14 protein-coding genes and 1 tRNA gene are annotated in these 19,786 nt (G+C 63.4%); 9 read left to right on the plus strand and 6 right to left on the minus strand.

Features of this window, described 5'->3' with window-relative positions:
* On the plus strand, positions 1 to 802 hold an 802-nt coding region (locus GY725_03895; GenBank protein ID MCP4003317.1), incomplete at its 5' end, for a hypothetical protein.
* 8 nt (positions 803 to 810) lie between these two features.
* On the opposite strand, the gene GY725_03900 is transcribed toward GY725_03895, so the two are convergent.
* Both GY725_03900 and GY725_03905 read right to left on the minus strand, forming a co-directional pair.
* Complete coding sequence (locus tag GY725_03900; protein MCP4003318.1) at positions 811 to 3,153, minus strand: DNA polymerase II; 2,343 nt, start codon at positions 3,151 to 3,153, stop codon at positions 811 to 813.
* Between the two features lie 47 nt (positions 3,154 to 3,200).
* Positions 3,201 to 6,749 carry a 5-oxoprolinase gene (locus tag GY725_03905; protein ID MCP4003319.1) on the minus strand — a complete coding sequence of 1,183 codons (3,549 nt, stop codon included), beginning with the start codon at positions 6,747 to 6,749 and terminating at the stop codon, positions 3,201 to 3,203.
* A gap of 93 nt (positions 6,750 to 6,842) precedes the next feature.
* Here GY725_03905 and GY725_03910 point away from each other — a divergent pair, with 93 nt between their 5' ends.
* The 3 genes from GY725_03910 to GY725_03920 all read left to right on the plus strand — a co-directional run bounded on the left by GY725_03910 (position 6,843) and on the right by GY725_03920 (position 12,430).
* Positions 6,843 to 8,327: a hypothetical protein gene (locus GY725_03910; protein ID MCP4003320.1), complete on the plus strand. Its 1,485-nt coding sequence runs from the start codon at positions 6,843 to 6,845 to the stop codon at positions 8,325 to 8,327.
* Positions 8,328 to 8,343: 16 nt separating this feature from the next.
* Positions 8,344 to 10,095, plus strand: a complete 1,752-nt coding sequence (locus GY725_03915) for a tetratricopeptide repeat protein (protein ID MCP4003321.1) — start codon at positions 8,344 to 8,346, stop codon at positions 10,093 to 10,095.
* A 256-nt stretch (positions 10,096 to 10,351) separates the two neighbouring features.
* Positions 10,352 to 12,430 carry an FAD-dependent oxidoreductase gene (locus GY725_03920; GenBank protein MCP4003322.1) on the plus strand — a complete coding sequence of 693 codons (2,079 nt, stop codon included), beginning with the start codon at positions 10,352 to 10,354 and terminating at the stop codon, positions 12,428 to 12,430.
* Between the two features lie 46 nt (positions 12,431 to 12,476).
* On the opposite strand, the gene GY725_03925 is transcribed toward GY725_03920, so the two are convergent.
* From GY725_03925 to GY725_03935, 3 genes are all read right to left on the minus strand, one after another.
* Positions 12,477 to 12,553 (minus strand) — tRNA-Arg (locus GY725_03925).
* A gap of 59 nt (positions 12,554 to 12,612) precedes the next feature.
* On the minus strand, positions 12,613 to 13,482 hold the full coding sequence (locus tag GY725_03930) for an SDR family NAD(P)-dependent oxidoreductase (protein ID MCP4003323.1): 870 nt from the start codon (positions 13,480 to 13,482) through the stop codon (positions 12,613 to 12,615).
* Entirely contained in the window at positions 13,482 to 14,255 is a 774-nt protein-coding gene (locus tag GY725_03935) for an acetoacetate decarboxylase family protein (GenBank protein ID MCP4003324.1), read from the minus strand. The genes GY725_03930 and GY725_03935 overlap by 1 nt, the downstream gene beginning before the upstream one ends.
* Before the next feature lie 33 nt (positions 14,256 to 14,288).
* Here GY725_03935 and GY725_03940 point away from each other — a divergent pair, with 33 nt between their 5' ends.
* The 5 genes from GY725_03940 to GY725_03960 all read left to right on the plus strand — a co-directional run bounded on the left by GY725_03940 (position 14,289) and on the right by GY725_03960 (position 18,506).
* A complete protein-coding gene (locus GY725_03940; GenBank protein MCP4003325.1) occupies positions 14,289 to 14,963 on the plus strand; it encodes a hypothetical protein in 675 nt (224 codons plus the stop codon).
* A gap of 155 nt (positions 14,964 to 15,118) precedes the next feature.
* Entirely contained in the window at positions 15,119 to 16,093 is a 975-nt protein-coding gene (locus tag GY725_03945) for a hypothetical protein (GenBank protein ID MCP4003326.1), read from the plus strand.
* A 53-nt stretch (positions 16,094 to 16,146) separates the two neighbouring features.
* The gene (locus GY725_03950; GenBank protein MCP4003327.1) at positions 16,147 to 16,923 is read left to right on the plus strand and encodes a phytanoyl-CoA dioxygenase family protein; all 777 of its coding nucleotides are present in this window, start codon (positions 16,147 to 16,149) and stop codon (positions 16,921 to 16,923) included.
* Between the two features lie 42 nt (positions 16,924 to 16,965).
* Entirely contained in the window at positions 16,966 to 17,814 is an 849-nt protein-coding gene (locus GY725_03955; GenBank protein MCP4003328.1) for an acyltransferase family protein, read from the plus strand.
* Positions 17,811 to 18,506 (plus strand): hypothetical protein, encoded by a 696-nt coding sequence (locus GY725_03960; GenBank protein MCP4003329.1) that lies wholly within the window; start codon positions 17,811 to 17,813, stop codon positions 18,504 to 18,506. Before GY725_03955 ends, GY725_03960 begins: the two co-directional genes overlap by 4 nt.
* Before the next feature lie 3 nt (positions 18,507 to 18,509).
* Here GY725_03960 and GY725_03965 read toward each other — a convergent pair whose 3' ends face one another.
* On the minus strand, positions 18,510 to 19,541 hold the full coding sequence (locus GY725_03965) for an alpha/beta fold hydrolase (protein MCP4003330.1): 1,032 nt from the start codon (positions 19,539 to 19,541) through the stop codon (positions 18,510 to 18,512).
* Positions 19,542 to 19,786 lie beyond the last annotated feature (245 nt).

Raw genomic sequence — 19,786 nt, forward strand, 5'->3', positions numbered from 1 at the left:
CCTGGTGGCGGGCGAGTCCTCGGTCCTGACGCTCGAGGTTCACAACCCCAATTCGTTCCCGGTACCCGACACGTGGATCGCCCTGCGCGCACCCGCGACCTACGTGCAGAACCAGCTCGTGTCGCTCGGCACGCTTCCCGCTGGCGGCTCGGCGAAAGGCTCGTTCGAGATCACTCCACCCAACGGCCTGTCGGCAAAGCAGCACCCGGTAAAGGTGCTGATCGCGAGTGGCGACCGACACGTGGGGTCGCAACAGATCGTGCTGGCGGTGGCCAACCACGCACCCTTGCTCGCAATCGAAGTCAAACGCCTGGCGCCCGCCGAGATCGGCATCCGGCTGACGAATCGCGGCGAACACCCGACGGGCCCCGTGCTCATCGGCGTGCCGGGTGCGACGCGTTCGCTCGAAAGCATGGCACCGGGCGCGGTTGAAGACCTCCAGTTGCCACTATCCGCGCGACCTGAAGAAGTCGCCGTGACCCTGACCGGCCCCTGGGCCATGCGCCGCATCGAGATCCCGATTCCCGAACAGAGCGTGAGCGTGGTGCCACCACAGGTCGAACTGGAACGCGGTGGCCTTCCGGGGATGCCGCAGGTTCGCCTGCGCGCGGTCTCCGACGAAGGACTGCGCGAAGGCTGGATTCGTATGGACGGACAGAAGGAGGCGTACGTCGGCTGGAACGGGCGGCACAACGGCACGCTCGACAGTCCACTGTCCGCCGGGGATCACGACCTGACCGTGAAGGTCGAAACGAACTCCGGCGTTTCCATCATCGACGCCCGCCACCTCACCGATCAGTAGCGCGCCAGCTACAGGAGCTCGAGTTGATGCGGGGCACCGATCGCCTCGTCGAAGTTTCCGCCGACAAACGGCAGGATCGCATCGGCCAGTGGACGCAGAACCTTCTCGACGTAGTGCTCGCGATCCGGATCCTTGGGAAACTCCAGGCCGGGCAGCACCGGTTCCGGGCCTGAGCGCGTGATGACATACCGAACGACGCGACCCACTCTGCCTCCGGCCCTGCGCGCGGCTTCCACGTGGGGCGCAGTGCGGGCCGTGTAGCGTTCGACGCTGCCCTTGCGCAGGCCCTTGCGGATCACCAGTTCCCGGTCCAATTCGCCCGCGCGCACCTGGCGCACGATCTCGCGGACGAAGGGAATCGCGGACTGGTCGCGGAAGACCCGCTCCAGTATGCCTAGCTGCAGCCGTCGGGCGACCGCCGGCCAGTCGCGGCGCACGGCTTCCAGACCCACGACCCGCAACTCGTCGTCGACCAGTCCCGCATAGCGCTTCTTGCTGCCCTGCTTTCCGCCCCGCACGGTCGGCATGAAAAAACGCGAGTAGATGCGTTCGAGTTCGAGTTCGAAGCGCGGCTCCACGTCGTACTGCTCGCGAATCTGCGCGGAAAGCTGGGCTTGCGTGCGCTCCAACAGTGACTCGGCCTGCTTGCGAACGATTTCGGGGTTCGCCTTTTCAGACAGGGCGACGAACACGGAATCGGTGTCCCCGTAGAGCACCCGCACACCTTCGTCTTCGAACAAGCGCCGCGTGCGAGCCAGCATGTCCTGGCCGAAACCGGTGATCGCATTCGCCACGGCGGGATCGAAGAAGCGACAGGAAGCCGCTCCCATCACGCCGAACAGCGCATTCATCATGATCTTGATCGCCAGGTCAGCGTGGCGATCGCCGCGCCTTTTCGCGCGTGCTCGACGCTTCAAGAATCCCTCGAGGATCTCCGGCAAGATCGCCTCCGTACGGGAGAATGCCGCCCCGTTGGGGGCCCGAATCGGACGTTCGCCTGGCTGCGCGTGGGCCAGCGGATCCAGGTTGAACGTGCGCATCAGGCTGGGATAGAGGCTGCGGAAATCGTAGACCGCCACGTTCTCATAGAGCCCCGCCTGCGAGTCCATGACCGCCCCACCCTGAACGCGCGCGCTCTTGCGCTCGCGATCCACAGAAGGCGCCACATAACCGTGCGCTCGCAACCTGGGCAAGTAGAGCCGATCGAAGGAAGCGATGCTCGCACCCACGCGGTCCAGTTGCATGCCGCACAATCGACTGCGCTCGATCGCGAGATCGAGCAAGGCTTCCTGTTCCAGGATATCGAGTACGAGCTTTGCATCTTCGCGGTTGTATTCCACGAACGCGTCGCGTTCTTCCCGATACTGACGCTGGATCTCGGCGCCGCGATCGCCGTCGTGAGGCTGAATCAGTTTGCCGCGGCCCAGGAGGGTGCGCGCAGCGGTTTCCAACGAGAAGTCCTCCAGTGAAATGAACGCGTCGCGCACCAGATTCATGCCGTCGAGGACGATGCGCCCGGGAATATCGGCTCGAGATTGTCGCGTGTAGGAACCGTCGCGCTGCAAGTCGATCGGACCGGGGATGCGTCCCACATCGAAACGGATGTGCTTTGCCCGCGCCCGAGTCGCGAGTACGCGCAGATCGAAATCGACGACATTCCAGCCGGTGATCACATCGGGATCGATTCGGCGCACACTCTCGGCCGCTCGGCTCAGCAGTTCCGCCTCATCGCTGCAGACCACGGCTGCTTCGACCGGCGTGTCCGATACGATGAGCACTTCATCGGCCCCCGCACCGACCAGCGCAACCGAATGCACGCGGCTTGCATCGGATGTGGTTTCGATATCGATCGAGAGCACCGAGAGTTCCGGCTGGACGTCCGCTGCGCGGATCTCTGGATTCAGGAAGCGCAACAACCCCCCGGCGAGAATCTCGGGTTCTCCCGCGATCTCTACGCCGACACCCACGCCTCGATCACACAAAAACCTGTAGGGGAAGCGGATATCGGCTTCATAAGCCTGCTGGCCCATGGATTCAATGCGCTCGCGCAGTCGCGGTATCTCTCCGGGCATGCGCGCGACCACGCGAGTCAGTGCTCGGCCGGAGAGCGAGCGCAGTTCTGTCGCTTCCAGGGTCACATCGTGTTCGCGTTCGAGCAGGTGCGCCGCCTCTTCGTGCACGAAGAAGTAGGGGCGAAAGCGCGTCTCCTCGATCAGGAAGACTTCTCCGCCGCTCAAGCGGCCGAAGAGCTGAATCACGGGAACTCGGCCGGTGCGCTTGGCACTGGTCGCGAACTCCCGGGTCGAAGCGATGCGTTGACCGGGATGCAGGATGAACCCGGTGTGGCTCATGTCCTCAGGATACACCTACGAGGCGTTCCGGACAGCTCCACCCCAGATCACGATTTGGGCTCGCCAAAGCCTCCGCCGCCGGGTGTTTCGATGCGTACGATGCCCCCCGCGGGAACCTCCAGGCTGGTCTTGCCCGGAAGCTCCGATTCGTCGCAGAGATTGCGGCCGGGAAGCCCCTCTCGGCCGCCTTTGAGTCCAAATGGTGCCCGGGCACGCCGCTCCGAAAGAACCGATACACGCATGTCCTCGAGAAACTCGATCTCGCGCACCAATCCGTCTCCCCCGCGCCAGCGGCCAGCCCCGCCAGAACCTGCGCGCAGGGAGAACTGGTGCAGGCGTACGGGAAAACGCGACTCCAGGATTTCGGGATCCGTGATGCGCGTGTTGGTCATATGCGTGTGGACACCCGATGCTCCGTCGAAGCCGTCGCCCGCACCGGCGCCGCCGCCGATCGTTTCGTAATAGCCGAAACGCTCATTGCCAAACGTCAGGTTGTTCATCGTGCCCTGGCTCCCGGAGAGCTTGCCCAGCGCGCCGAGCAGGACATCGACCACGCGTTGGGAGGTCTCGACATTGCCCCCACAAACTGCTGCACCCGCTGACGGCGAGAGCAAGGAACCCTCGGGAATCTCGATCTCGACGGGGCGCAGACAGCCGCTATTGAGCGGGATGTCCTCGCCGACGAGCGCGCGCAGAACATAGATGACCGCTGCAACCGTAACGGCCCGCGGCGCGTTCAGATTTCCCGCTAGCTCAGCGCCCGTGCCTGCAAAATCGATCTTCATGCTTTCACCACGTACGCTCAAGCGAACAGCGATCGGCGTTCCGTCGTCCAGCGCATCTTCGAAGCGGTGTTCACCATCGTCGAGCCGGCCGATTTCCTCGGCCACCTTGGCTGCGGCGTTGTCCTGTACGTGTTGCATGTAAGCGCGCACGACCGGCTCGCCGTAGCGCTCCGACATCTCCCCCAGAAGACGCACACCGATGGTATTCGCGGCAATCTGCGCTTCGAGATCGGCGAGGTTCTCCTGCGGATTGCGGGCTGGATGGGCGGCGCTGCGCAGAGCATCAAACAGAAGTTCTTCGTCGAGCACACCGCCCCGCACGATCCGCAGACCGCGCAGGACCACGCCTTCCTCTTCGAGCGTGCGCGAGAATGGCGGCATCGAACCCGGCGTGATGCCACCGATATCGGCGTGGTGGCCGCGACTCGCGACGAAGAAGCGCAGAATTCCGTCCGCTTCGTGCACGGGCGTCACGACCGTGATGTCGGGAAGATGCGATCCGCCGCCGGCCGGATCATTGGTCGCGAAGACATCGCCCGGCTCCGGGTTCGGGTGGATGCGCAGAACGGCCTGTACCGACTCGCCCATCGCGCCTAGATGCACCGGAATATGCGGCGCATTCGCCACCAGTCCGGCGCCGGAATCAAAGACGGCACACGAAAAATCGAGCCGCTCGCGAATATTGGTCGATAGAGCCGTGCGACGCAGAACGGTACCCATCTGTTCGGCGATCGACATGAACAGATTGTTGAAGATCTCGAGCTGTACGGGATCGACCGACTCGGCCACGCGATCGAGCGACTCGGCCCCCTGGAGATCCGAGAGCGTAATCGCGCCCGAAGCGTCGAGTTCGAGTTCGAAACCGCGATCGACGACAATCGTACCGGTCGCCTCGAGCACGAGGGCCGGGCCGGCGAGTTTCTCGCCCGGTTGCAGATCCTCTCTGCGATGCACCGGTACGCCATCGCACAGGCTTCCCGCACTGAACATGCGAATTCGCTTCTCCGCGGGCACTCCGCTCTGACTTGCGATCGCGGGCGATGAGCCGTGCTGGGCCTGCTTGCCCAGGACTTCGATGCGAGCCACAACGGCTTCCACCGGATGCTGGGCGCGCGCATAACCAAAGCGGCGCCGGTGCAAGACCTCGAATGCTGCGTCGCGATCACGACCGGCTTCCGTCAAAGTGAGCGCGGTCTCGGTTCCGCGATAACGCAGGTCGAGTCTGCGAATCACCTCGATGCGCTCGCGCGCGAAGCCCTCCTCTTTCTGCAGGACTTCCAGGCCCTTCTGCTCCAGGTTCTCGAACGCGGCCTGCAGCTTCGGTTCGAGTTCAGAATCCGCGAGGGAAATCCGGCCCAGATCCAGTTCTCCGTGCCAGGAAACGTCGGCCAAACCCATTCCGTAGGCCGAGAGCACACCGGCGTAGGGGTGGAACACGATCTTGCGCATGCCGAGGCGACGCGCGAGTGCACATGCGTGTTGCCCACCCGCACCGCCAAAAACCACCAGTGCGTAGTCGCGCACGTCATAGCCGCGCGCCACCGACACCTGGCGAATCGCCTGGGCCATGTTCGCGTTCGCGATCTCGAGGAACCCGGAAGCGATCTCCAGATTCGTACGCTCGTGCCCGTGCTCGCGCAGCCTGTCGGCGAGTTCCCCGAGGGCTCGTTCGACCCGTTCTACCTGAAGGGGAAACGGAAAACGTTCGGGCCGTACCCGCCCCAGAGCGATATTGATGTCGGTCACGCTCAACTCGCGCGCGTCCGGATGTCCGTAACACAGCGGCCCGGGGGATGCCCCAGCACTTTCTGGTCCGACCGAGAAGCGATAGCCATCGTAGCGACAGATCGACCCGCCCCCCGCCGCCACAGTGTGGATCGCCATCATGGGCGCACGCACACGCACCCCTGCAGTCTCGGTTTCGTACACGCGTTCGAACTCGCCATCGAAGCGCGAAACATCGGTCGACGTGCCTCCCATGTCGAAGCCGATCGCCCCCGCCAGGCCCGCTTCACGCGCCACGTGTGCGTACGCAACCACACCTCCGGCTGGACCCGAGAGAATCGCGTGAGGGCCACGGAAACGCTGGGTGTCGGTCAGGCCCCCGCTCGACTGCATGATGCGCAGGCGGCTTCCGGGAAGCTCGGCTTCGAGCGTGCGAACGTAGTCGCGTATCAACGGCGTCAGATATGCATCCACACAAGTCGTGTCTCCACGACCCAGCATGCCGATCTCGGCGGCGACCTCGTGCGATAGCGCCACGTGAGCAAAGCCGAGTTCGCGCGCGGCTTCGCCCAGTTCACGCTCCAGATCGAAGCTGCGATAGGCGTGCAGTAGGACGATCGCCAGGCTGTCGATCCCAGAACCGCGCACCGCGGCGAGTCTCGCGCGAAGTTCCCCGACGTCGGGGCGTTGCAGGACCCGGCCGCTTGCGTCACAACGCGCATCGACTTCCAGGACTTCACGATACAGAACTTCGGGTTGAACGATCTGCAGATCGAAGATGTGCGGACGCGCCTGCGTGCCGATGCGCAGCAGATCGCGAAAGCCCCGAGTGATCAGCAGTGCGCAGTCCGCACCCTTGCGCTCGAGCAGAGCATTGGTCGCGATCGTCGTTCCCATGCGGATATCACAGGGAGGAATCGGAGCGTCCGGGGCCAGGCTCAGAATCTGGCGCATGCCGTCGAGTGGAGCCCGATCCGACGAAAGCACCTTCGCCACGCGCAACCGGCCATCCTCGGGATCGCGACCGAGGCAATCCGTGAAGGTCCCCCCGCGATCGATCCAGAATTCCCAGCGCCCACTCGCCATGGCGCCAGCGTAGCCCAGGCCTTCTACCAGAACGAACTCGACTCGGGAAAACCTTCCGAAGCAGAAGGCCGGGTTCGGGTAGAATCGATACCCATGGAAAAGCTCCGGTTCTCAACCAAGTTCTGGTTCGGCTTCGGTCAGATGGCCGAAGGCCTCAAGAACACAGGACTGGGTTTTTTCCTGCTGCTCTTCTACAGCCAGGTACTGGGCCTGCCGCCCCTGCTGGCGGGCCTCGCCATCTTCCTGGCGCTGATCGTCGATGCGGTGACCGATCCCATGGCGGGCTCGCTCTCCGATGCTTTTCGGCATCGCTGGGGTCGCCGTCACCCGTTCCTGTACGCCTCGGCCATTCCGCTGGGCATCATGTTTGCGCTGGTCTTCCGCCCCCCTGCGGATCTTTCCCACGGACTCCTTTTCCTGTGGATGCTGATCTTCACCGTCCTCACACGCCTGTCGATGACTCTGTACCACGTCCCGCATATGTCGCTGGGCGCCGAACTTTCCAGCGACTATCACGAGCGCACGGTGGTGGTGGCGTTCCGGAACTTCTTCGGGCTTCTGGGTGCGGCAATCCTGCTGATCTCTTGCGCCCTTTACTTCATGAAGCCCACACCGGAGTTCGAAAACGGGCAACTCAACCCGGCCGCCTATGCGCCCATGGGTCTGTTCTTCGGCGGCTTGATGACCTTCAGCATCCTGTTCTCGGCCCTCGGAACTCATTCGCGTATTCCGCACCTGACTTCACCGGCGGAGCAGGTTCTACCGTTCAGCTTGCGACGCCTTTCCGGCGAAGTTCGCGAGGCTCTGAAGAACCCCAGCTTTCGCAATCTCTTCATCGGTTTGCTGCTGTTCTTCATCGCTCGGGGAACTGCGGACTCGTTGGGGGCGTATATGGGCCCCTTCTTCTGGAGGCTCGAGACCTACCACGCCATCATGATCGGAGCCTTGTCGCTTCTGGGCATGGTGGTCGGAACGCCGATCTGGGCCATCGCGGCCCGACCGTTCGACAAGAAGCACGTCTTCATCTTCGGAATCTGCTGGTACAGCGGCCTGACCGCGATTCTGCCTCTGCTCAAGATGGTGGACTTGTTCCCGGCCAACGAGAGCGCCCTGTACGTCCCGACGATCTACGTCTTCGCATTCCTCGCCGCTTTGGGTGCGGCCGGTTCACTCATCGCCGCGGGATCCATGATGGCCGACATCACCGACGAGCACGAACTGAACACCGGACGTCGGCAGGAGGGCATCTTCTTCGGCGCGCTCGCCTTCTCGACCAAAGCCGCCGTCGGTCTTGGAGCGGGTCTCGCGTCGATCGCCTTGTTCCTGATCCAGTTCCCGCTGCAGGTTTCACCGGAAGAAGTCCCCGCCAGTACCGTCTTGCAACTGGCCGTCGTGGCAGGTCCTGGCGTGGCCGTATTGATGGGTGTGGGAATCGCGTTCCTGAACCGTTACAACCTCACACGCGAGCGCATGTCGGAGGTTCAGATGCAGATCTCGCAGCGAAGCCCGAATCCCCACACCGCGAGCGCCGAAACACCCGCCCCCGAAGCCCTACCCGCGGTTGGCGGCGGCTCCTGAGTCTTCGGGCCAGCTGATGCGCACACACGGAACCCGCCTGCTGGTTCTGGCTGTACTGGCCCTGGGCGTGTACTGGAACACCTTCGACTCGCCGTTTCTGTTCGACGACCTGACCAGCGTGCTGGGCAATCCGCTGATTCGCATCAGTGAATTCGACCTGGGTCGCCTCTATCTGGCCGCCACCGAGAGCTGGCCCGAGAAGCGACCCGTCGCACATCTGAGCTTCGCGCTCAACTACTACTTCGGCGGCTATGACGTCACCGGGTACCACCTCGTGAACACACTGGCCCATATCGCGACCACGTTCCTGGCGTACGCGCTCGCGCTCGGCCTGTTTCGCGAACTGGAAGCCCTGCCGAACGAGCGCTGGCGCCTGGCTCCGGAACGGGCTGGAGGACTCGCACTGGCGGCTGCAGCCCTGTTTGCGGCGCACCCGATCCAGATTCAGACGGTCACCTATCTGTATCAGCGCAGTAATGGTTTCGCGGTGATGTTCTATCTGGCGGCCTTCCTTCTGTACGTGCGGGGGCGCAAGTCCGGCACCCCTTCGATTCGCTGGAGTCTGTGGATCTGCGGCGCGCTGAGCTGGTTGCTGGCCCTGGGCTCCAAGCAACTCGCGATCACCCTACCGGCGGCCATCCTTTTGTACGAGTACTACTTCCCTCGCGACCTGGACACGGACTGGTTGCGCGCGAACGCTCTGCGCATCGCGCTCGCGGGTGCGGGTGTCGCCGCGGCCATCCTTCTGATCTTCGGCTTCGACCACGTCGTGGACGCGGTCTTTTCGATGTATGACGAGAAGGACTTCACGCTGGGCGAGCGACTGCTCACCCAGCTTCGCGTCGTGGCGCTCTACGTAAGCCTGCTGGTGCTTCCCCTGCCCTCGCGGCTGAACGTGATCCACGACATGCCGCTATCGCAGTCCCTCTTCGATCCGATCAGCACCTTGACCTCGATGTTGTTTCTGCTGGGCCTCGCCGCTATCGGCCTCTGGTCGATGCGCCGCGCGCGTCTCGTGTCTTTCTGTATCGCCTGGTTCTTTCTGCATCTGGCACTCGAGTCCTCGTTCCTCGCTCTCGACCTGATCTACGAGCACCGACTCTACTTGCCGATGTGTGCAGTGGTCCTTCTGCCCGCCTGGGCGCTTGGCACCATCCCCTTGTCGGAACGCAATGCAACTACGGTCGCCTTGATCGCGGTCCTGCTACTGGCGACGGCCAGCGTTTCGCGCAACCGGATCTGGCAGGATCACGGCCGGTTGTGGAACGACGTTCTGGCAAAGAACCCGAACAGCGCGGTCGCTCAGCATAACATCGGCTATCAGGCGGCAACACAGGGACGCTTCGTCGAAGCGGAGGCGCACTTCCGCGAAGCGGTGCGCATTCAACCGCGGGACCTGCGCGCGCGCAAAGACCTGGGACTGGCACTGAGCGCCCAGGGCAAACACTATGAAGCCATCGAGTTTCTTTCGGAAGTCGTGCGCATGAAGCCGGATTACGCCGACGGGCATCTCGGCCTGGGACGCGCCTGGTTCGACACGGGCCGGTTGGGGGACGCCGAGAAGAGCCTGCGAAGAGCTCTCGAACTCGACCCCGCCAATCCGGTCACACACGAGCACCTCGGTGCGACACTCGGCGGTCTGGGCAAGACTGCGGAGGCGATTGCGATGATGGAACGCGCCCTGGAAATCGATCCCCTGTACACACCCGCACGGGAGGGTCTGCGCGCCTTGAAGGCCGGACGGGGGAGAGCCGTGCCTCAACGCTAGCCGGCAATGGGCTGGCGAGCGCGGGGGACGTCTGCGAAGGTCAGCGGGTCAGGAGGGGAGTCCTATCGTGTTGCCGATTGAAGACGACGGTCATGGCCTGGCGGTCGTCTACGGACGGGTATGGCAGATGGGCGGGTCGATCGGCCTGCGAAGCAAGCGGAACTCCGCTACCGGCTTCGACATCCACCTGCCGCGCCCCTAATCCGGAGGTCGTTGCGTGTTCCGACATCTGCTCTCGCCCGGCCGAATTGGCGGCATGGACCTGCGCAATCGCATCGCGATGGCCCCGATGGGTGTCGAAATCGTCGAAGGCGATGGCCAGGTACGCGAACCGACCGTGCGCTACTACGAAGAACGGGCGCGCGGGGGCGTCGGTCTCCTGATCACCGAGAACACTTCTGCGTGTTATCCGCGCGGCGCGAACACGGCACACGAGATCGGCCTGTCGAATGATTCGTTCTTGCCCGGATTGCGCGCGTTGACCTCGGCCGTTCAGCGCCACGGAGCAAAGATTGCGGTGCAGTTGGCCCACCACGGAAAGGTGGCGCGAGATGATATGCGCCAGGGTCGAGAGTTGTTGATGCCCTCCCTTCCGCGCGAAGCCGGTCCGCTGGGGCCACTCGACCTGAGCGGTGAGGAAATCGGACTCTTGATGCGGGCGACTGGAGGAAATCCGCCGAAATTCCGCGCGGCCACGCACGAGGATCTCGAAGGATTGGTGGCCGACTTCGCAGATGCGGCGGCGCGCGCACAACAAGCGGGTTTCGACGCGATCGAACTCCACGGCGCCCACGGCTATATCTTCTCCGAGTTCCTGTCCCGCGCCACAAACTTCCGGGAAGACGAGTACGGGGGAAGTGTCGAGAACCGCGCGCGGCTTTTGTGCGAGACCCTGCGCGCGTGCAAGCGGCGCGTAGGCGAGGATTTTCCGATCTGGTGTCGGATCGACGCCGTGGAGTTCGGAACGCCGGACGGCATCGAGTTCGGCGACGCCCAGCAAACCGCGGAACTACTGGAGTCCGCCGGTGCGGACGCGATTTCCGTCAGCGCCTACGCCAATCCCCTGGGCGCCGGATTCACCGAGGCTCCGATCGTGCACCGCGAGGCGGGTTATCTCGACTTCGCAGCCGGGATCAAGCGCCGCGTGTCGATTCCCACGATCGCCGTCGGCCGGATCGAACCGGAGGTCGGCGATGCGGCCATTCGGAGCGGAAACGCCGACGTGATTGCCATGGGCCGCAAGCTCCTGGCCGATCCCGAACTCGCAAACAAGCTGAGCGAAGACCGCGCCCGCGATATCCGGCCCTGCATCTACTGCTACCTGTGTGTGGCACAGCCGTTTTTCGACCGCACCGTGCGCTGCGCGGTAAACCCCATGGCGGCACGGGAAGCGGAATTCGCGCAGGTCCTTCGCTCACCGGCCGCCGAGCCGAAACGCGTACTGGTGGTCGGCGGCGGCCCGGCGGGAATGGAGGCCGCGCGCATCGCCGCGATTCGCGGACACGACGTCATACTTTGCGAGCAAAGTCAGGAACTGGGCGGGACGCTGCGCTTCGCCGCCCTGGTGTACGAACCGAACGAGCGCCTGCTTCGCTGGCTGGAGAATCAGGTGCGGAGTCTGCCGATCGAACTCCTGCTGGGCCAGAAGGCGACGGCCGAATCGATTCGCGAACTGCGCCCCGATGTCGTACTGGCTGCGCCGGGAACCATCCGACAACGGCCGCAGATCCCCGGTGCAGACCTGCCTCATGTCTTTGACGGCGACGATCTCCGAGCACTGCTCAGCGGAGATGAGACCCCCGAACAGTCCGCTTCACTGTCACTGGCCGGCCGACTCGCCGTGCGGGCGGGGCGCGCCAGCGGAATCTCCCGCGACCCGAGCAAGCTGCGCAGCGCCTCCCGTGCCTACATGCCTTTGGGCAGGCAAATCGCAATCGTCGGAGGCGGACTGGTCGGCATCGAACTAGCGGAGTTCCTGGCGGAACGCGATCGCAACGTCATCGTCCTCGAAGCGGGCCCCGTGATGGCGCTCGAGATGGCGCATCCGCGTCGCTGGCGCGCACTGCACGATTTGCGAAGCGCCGGGGTCAGACTCGTCAACAGTGCGGAGGTCGAATCGATCGACGAGAGCGGCGTTCACTTCCGCACCGCGGAAGGCACCGAACAGACGCCTGCCGATCACGTGATTCTCGCGGCGGGCCTGGCACCCGATTCCGACGGAATCGAAGCTCTGCGGGAGAGCGGCGTTCCCCTGGTCGCCATCGGCGATGGCCGCGAACTCGGTTACCTGGAACGCGCCATGCGCGAAGGCTTCGACGCAGCGATCGATCTCTGAGGATGTCGATCGTCTCGCGGACCTGGGCAACGGAAGCGCCCTGCCCTGGTGCGCCCGGGAGGACTCGAACCTCCAACCCCCAGATTCGAAGTCTGGTGCTCTATCCAATTGAACTACGGGCGCGAGTGAGCCTGAGGTAGCGCAATTCCTGCGGCTTCGCCGCTGACCGGTGGTTTCCCGGGCTAGAAGGACAGTTTCGGATTCTCTCGCGCCAGGATTCCATCGGCGCGTGCGCGAATCTTCGCCTCCATGTCTTTGCTGGCCGGCAGGATCCAGAAGCGGTCCTCGCGCAGCCCTTCCAGGAAGTGCTCGGCGACTTCTTCGGGCTGGGTCGCGACCAGATCGTGACCGGCCTGTTTCGCCATGTTCTGGATATCCTCGAGTGTGACGCTCGGACCGTCCCAGGGCTTGTCGCGTTGATCTTCGGGGCGATTGCGCTCGGCGCTGAAGATATTGGTCTCGACAATGCTCGGACCGGGAAACAACACCGAAGCCTTGACCTTCGAGCCGGTCATCAAAAGCTGCTGATTCAGGGTTTCGGTCACCGTGGTGACCGCACTCTTGGAAGCCGAATAGATGGGCGTGGTGGGAACCAGCGTGAGTCCCCCATTGCCCGAAGACGTGTTGATGACGTGGGCTTCCCGGTCCTGGGCGATCATGCGCGGCAGGAACGCGCGGATCCCGTGGATCGCGCCCCAGATATTGACCGAGAACACCCACTTCCAATCGCTGAGCGGAAGTTCCCAGATGCGCTGAGCGGTTTCATCGGTTCCGACACCGGCGTTATTGCACAGGATGTCGACGGCCCCGTGGCGCTCATAGGCTTGATCGGCGAGCGCCTCTACCGACGCGTAGTCCGAAACATCGCTGACGACGGCGCTCGATTCTACACCCTGCTTGGCCAATTGCTCGACTGCGAGGTTCAACGCGGCGGGTTCGATGTCGGCGAGTACGAGTTTGGCCCCTTCTCTTCCCAGACGTTCCGCGATGGCCAGACCGATGCCGCTGGCCCCACCCGTGATCACTGCGATTTTCCCGTTGAAGTCTTTCATCAGGTCTGATCGTATCGCTGGTGAATGAAGGGCAGCAACCAGTCGCCCGGAACGCTGCGCAGAATCTGTCCGCCACTCTCGCTGGTACCTTCGTCGTATTGCAGCTTGACGAGTCGTTTCACCGGCAGGTCGACCACCGGATCGAAGTTCGACTCGCGCAAGATCACTTCGCCCTCTACCGCCTGGGCTTCGCGCAGGTGCTGCTTCCACTCCAGGCGTACGAGCAGCGGATCACTGTCGAAACCCTTGCCCTTTTCGATGGATGGCAGGGCCTTGTAGCAATAGGCGTAGTCGCTGAAGTCCTGCGCTCCGAGCGCCTTCCCCAGAGTGCCGCGCAGTTCCAGGTAGGTAACCCCCATACGCGTGACCTTCGCGACGATCGAGTCGTCCTGTTTCTCGAAGTCGATCTGCGCCAGCTTCTTGGGCTCGCCAAACGTTTCGCGACCGCCGATCACGGCCTGTTCCGTGGTCATGGGCATGGTGATCTGATAGGTGCCCTCGACTCCTTCGTAGTCGCACAACACACCGAAGGTGGCCGCGCCGATCTCGATGTCGAAGTTCTCGGCGATGTGGATCTTGACCTCGGAAATCACCGTGTGGATCTCCGGCCGTGAAGTTGGCTTCAGCGGCTGGGGCAACACTGCGGCCACCAGCTCGGGATCGGTTTCGTAGGCGGCGCGGATCGAGCGGATCGAGCTGTCGAGGAACTCCGTGTTCGTCCCGGCAGCCTTGCGGAGCTCTTCTGCGCTCTTCACGTAGCGGAGTCGTGCCATCGAGGGATCTCCTTCGCTTTCGTCTGGAAGTCATTGGCCCACCGATCGATTCCGGTGATCGAGAAGTCGGTGATCGAGAAATGGATCCCGGTCATTCTACTCGCTCGCTGCAGAGAAAGTCATTCCCGTCGCCACTCTGTACGCAGCGTCGTGCACAACAGCGACAGATTCTGGTCTGTAGACCTGACCCGAGCTGTACTCTCGAGCATGCGGACCTGGATCGCTGCGCTGTTCTGTCTCGCGTCCTCTTCGTGCCTGAGTTCGTACTCTGCCCACGTAGAACACCTACGCTCGAGATTTATCGGACTGGAGGCCCGGACACTGCGCGACTGCCTGCCGGTACCCGAAGACGTGCGGAGCCTTCCCGAACTGGAACGGCTCACGTATCGATGGGTGATCCCGCCCGATGCAGAACAGAGTTCGCCGAGCTCCATCTGGAGCTGGCAAGAGCGCCGCCAACAACGCCTCGGCACCGCCCACAGCCCGCGTGCTCAGGCCGAAGACGGAGCGCGCGATCGCAGGTCAGGCCGCGAAGCGATCGGCAGCGAAGCATTCGAACCCAATCATTGCGAACTGGTCTTCGAACTGCGAGAAGGCCGGGTCACGGCGGTCGAGACAGGCAGCCGTCGCAGCCCCGGAGCGGATCGGAACGCTGATTGTCTTCTGATCACAGAGCGTTGCCTGGCCAAAAGCCTCGCGTCCCGCTGATCGCAACACCTGGCGCGTCTGTGATACAAGTCCCTTGTGGGTGCCCTACCGGGTGCTCTACGCCCTGGAACCCGCCCGCACGACCGTCTAGTTGAAGCCCGAGCGCATTCAGGACACGGCGGCGACGCGACGGACCGGATCGAATAGGAGACTTCATGGCGCGGATCATCGGCAACCTGGTTCCCGAGGACGACTTCACCCATCCCCTGGGTCCGGAAGAGAATTTCAACGAGAGCATGTACTTCAACTTCTTCGATCCGGAGCAGTCGATCGGTGGCTTCATTCGCCTGGGCAATCGCGCGAACGAAGGCAACGCCGAAATGACGGTCACGATCTACCTGGAAGACGGCCGGGTACTGTTCATGTTCAAGCGCCCGCAGATCGATCACAACGACGCTTTCGATGCCGGCGGTGTGCGCTTCGAAGTGATCGAACCCGCGCAGAAACTACGCACGGTCTACGAGGGCTCGGTGATCGATCTGAAGGATCCCAGTCAGATGGCCGATCCGAAGAAGGCGTTCACCGAGAACCCCCGGCGCAAGGTCAAGCTCGACCTGATCCACGATGCCGTCGGACCGATGTACGGCGGGGCCAAGTCCAAGAAGGAGAGCGATCGGCCGGCCGAAGAACAGTTTGGCGCCGCCCACTACGAACAACACATGGCCGTGACGGGCACGCTCGAGATCGAAGATCAGACCTGGACCATCAATGGCTACGGTCTGCGCGATCACAGTTGGGGACCTCGTTACTGGCAGGCGATCGAAAGCTACGAGTGGCTGACTCTGAACTTCGGCCCCGATCTGGGCGGCATGGTCTCGATCGTGCGACGCGGTCCGGACAAATCCCACCTGGGTGGCGTGATCGTGCGCGGCGACGAGATCGATCCGATCACCGAAGCCGAGATCGAAGCGGAATACGAAGACAACGGATTGTTTCACCGAACGGTGACGGCCCGGATCAAGACCGCGAGCGGTGAAGAGCTTCAGATCCACGGGGATGTGAAAGGCTTCATTCCGCTGCGCAACCGGCGAGACGGCATGACCACACATATTGGCGAGGGCATGACGGAGTGGCGTATGGGCGATCGAGTGGGTTACGGGCTCTCGGAGTTCCTCCGACAAGTTCGCTGAAGCCACCGGCGGTTTCCCCGACGGAGCTTCAGGCATTTCGCCGAGACGGGTTCGTGGTAATCCCCGACCTGCTCGACGACGAGGAACTGTGCCGCTTCGGCAGCGCGGTCGATGCCGCCGTCACTGCGCGCAGAGTCCGGAATGCGCGGGCACTCGAGCGGAGCAATCGCTGCGACCGGACTTCAGTCGGTTGCCAGAATCTCTGGGAGGACTGCGAAGAGGTGCGCCCCCTCACGTTCCACCTGCGCATCGGCGAAGCCGCCTCGACGCTACTGGGCGTCGACGCGCTGCGAATCTGGCAGGACAAAGCCGTGTACAAGCGGGCGGGCGCTCACGGGACGGGCCCGCACGCGGACCACACACGCTGGCCGATCGAAGAAATGAGAACCATCACGGCCTGGATCCCGTTCGACGGCTCCAACTTCGAAAACGGGGCCATGGGCTATCAGCCCGGTTCGCACCACTTCGAGCAACTCAGCTTTGCGAGTACCCTCAACGAGACGGGTTTCGAAAGCCACCCCAACAAGATCTCGCGCGACATCGATCCGGTATTCGTCGAGGTGCCTCGCGGGGGCGTCGCTTTCTACCACGGGCGGACGATTCACGCGGCACGCCCCAACACCACCTGCGAGACCAGTCGGGTCCACAGCATGACCTACTTCGCATACGGCTCGCATCGCAGCCAAACCCAGCAGCCCCACCCCAGCGTCGACAGGCCCGGTATTCCACCGGGTGCCCTGATCGAAAGCGACCTGACACCGATCGCCTGGCCTCGCATACCGGGCAAGCTGCCCCACCCGCCCAGGCTGTCGGGCGAAGCCCGTCGCTGACAGGCTACTGACACTCGCGCGGCGGGGTCTATACTGGAACCCATGCCCGTACCCATGCCCCTGAGCATCCGCGAGTTGTCCGAAGACGTCGAGGAACGCATCGATCGCATCCCGACCGAACTGAACGAATACGGCTACGACCCGTTCGGAATGAGTCCGTCCTATATGCGCCGCGGTCTGTCCGTGGGGGCGTTCCTGTACCGCCATTACCACCGGGTGGAAACGCGTGGGATCGAGAAGGTCCCCGAAGGCCGCGTCCTGCTGATCGCGAACCACGCAGGAAACACCATCCCCATGGACGGCGCGATGCTGGCCATGTCGATGCTGCTCGAGGCCGAGCCACCGCGTCTGTGCCGGGGAATGGTCGAGTTCTACCTGCCGCAGATCCCCTGGTGGAGCGAAATGATCCACCGCGCCGGCGCAGTCGTCGGTACGCCGGAAAACTGCGAGCGCCTGCTCGAACACGACGAAGCGATCATGGTCTTCCCCGAAGGTGCGCGCGGATTCATCAAGCCGTTCTCCAAGCGCTACCAGTTGCAGAGGTTTGGCACCGGCTTCGCGAGACTCGCGCTGCAGACCAACACACCCATCGTACCGGTCGGTATCGTGGGTTCCGAAGAGCAGAGCCCGGGCCTGCTCGACTCGAAAGCCCTGGGCAAACTGATCGGCGCGCCCGCCTTTCCCATCACCTGGTTCTTTCCCTTTGCCGGTGTACTCGGCTTCCTGCCCCTGCCCGTGAAGTACCGCATCTTCTTCGGCGACCCCGTGCAACTAGAGGGTGATTTCAACGACGACGATGCGACGATCGGCACTCAGGTCGATCGCGTGCGAAACGAGATCTCCCTGTTGATCGAAGAAGGTCTGTCGGAACGAAAGAACTGGTTCAGTTGAGCGGAGATCCGATAACGGGCTTGCTCTGGTTCGCGGTCTTTGTCGTTTCGGTTTCAGCTCACGAAGCCGCCCACGCTTATGCCGCGTTACGGGGCGGCGACCCGACCGCCTATATCGGAGGCCAGGTCACTCTCAATCCCATTCCGCATATGAAGCGCGAACCGTTCGGCATGTTGGTGTTGCCGCTCCTGTTCGCCCTGACGCGCGGCTACTGCATCGGCTGGGCCAGCACGCCCTACGATCCCGCCTGGGAACAGCGTTACCCGCGCCGAGCCGCATGGATGGCGGCTGCGGGACCGGCTGCAAACCTGGCCATCGCCCTCTTCTCATTCGTGATCTTGAAGATCGGACTCGCGAACGGGAACTTCATGGCTCCCGACTCGGTCACGTTCTCGCACCTGGTTGCCTCGGCTACTGGCGCCGCCGGTGTCGGGCATCTGCTCTCGATCGCGCTGATGCTCAATGTGATCCTGTTCATCTTCAATATGATTCCCGTCCCGCCGCTGGACGGTGCAGCCATCATCACACTCTTCCTGTCCGACGACGCGGCCTTGCGAATTCGCGAGGTACTGCGCACCCCCGTGCTCACCATCGGTCTGTTCGTGGTGGTGTGGATGTTCCTGGGGCCGATGATGTTCAGCGTGGCCTTCGACGCAGTCGTCGAACTCCTGCACCCCGGAATCTATCGCTGACGATCAGTGGGTTTCGCGTAGGAACTGACGGATGCGCGGCACGATGCGCTCGGCCGCATCTTCTTGCAGGTAATGGCCGGCATCGGGCAGTTCGAGGACCTGCGCTTTCGGGAAACGCTCGCGCCAGGCGGCGAGTTCGGATCCGAAGACCGGGTCGCGCAGGCCCCAGACCAACAGCACGGGCCCCGCGAAGCCGCGTAGGAAGTCATCCTGGCGCGAGAGCAGCGGTACCACCGGATGGTCGGGCCCGCTGGGCAACCAGCGAGGGAATGCCAGAGTGCCGGCGCGCTCCTGCCAGTTTCCCTGCACGCGATCGTAGGCGGCCAGCACGACATCGTCTTGACCGTTTCGCCCGCCGCTCAGCGCCATCTGCACGATCTGGCGATTGAACACGCCGAAACCCTGAACCAGAAGCTCGCCCACGACCGGCCGTTGCATCACCCGCAGGGACAGCGGAGGTTTCCAATCACCGTCACCCGGCACGTAGGCGATCGTGTTCATGGCCACGATCGCTTTGATTCGATCGGGATGACGCATGGCCGCGCCGATACCGATCGGACCGCCCCAGTCCTGAACGACCAGCGTGATGTCTCGCAGATTCCGCGCTTCGATCAACGCAGACACGTCGTCGATATGAGCTTCGATCGAGTAGTCATCGACACGCGAAGGCTTGCTCGACAGACCGAAGCCGATCAGATCGGGAGCCACCACGCGCGCCGAACCGGACAACCCCTTCACAAAGTCGCGATACAGGAACGACCAAGTGGGGTTGCCGTGCAGGCACAGCACCACCGGCCCACTGCCCTTTTCCACGTAGTGCATGCGTCCGTGCGGTGTGTCGACGAAACGACTGGCAAACGGATACATGGCACCAAGCCCCAGCTCGTCGAGCGTGGCGCGTGCTTCCTCCGGCGTGCGGGGCTGGGTCTGGAGATCCGTTGCAGTGGAACTGACCGCGTACACCCCCAGGCCAAACGCGTAAAACACCATGCCCAGAAGCACGAATCCCAGCGAGATGAAGGCGAGTCGACGCATCGCCCGGGAGGATAGCATCGACGACAGGCTGGCGGAGGAACGAGCCCGCTAGACCTGATCCGTCATACCGCGTCGCGAGAAAACGCGTCAGAGTGCGTGATTCGGGGTCGCACGCAGGCCTTGCTCACCGGAGCTTGGGTTTCACCCAAGTGAGGATGAGCGCGGTCGAGTACGACCGCGAAGCGCGTGCTCGGGCGCGAGCCGAAGGCGGTTTTCGCCGAGGCGGTAGGACGGATCAGGGCTAG

It is taken from the genome of bacterium (genome assembly GCA_024226335.1).
Lineage (GTDB): Bacteria > Myxococcota_A > UBA9160 > SZUA-336 > SZUA-336 > JAAELY01.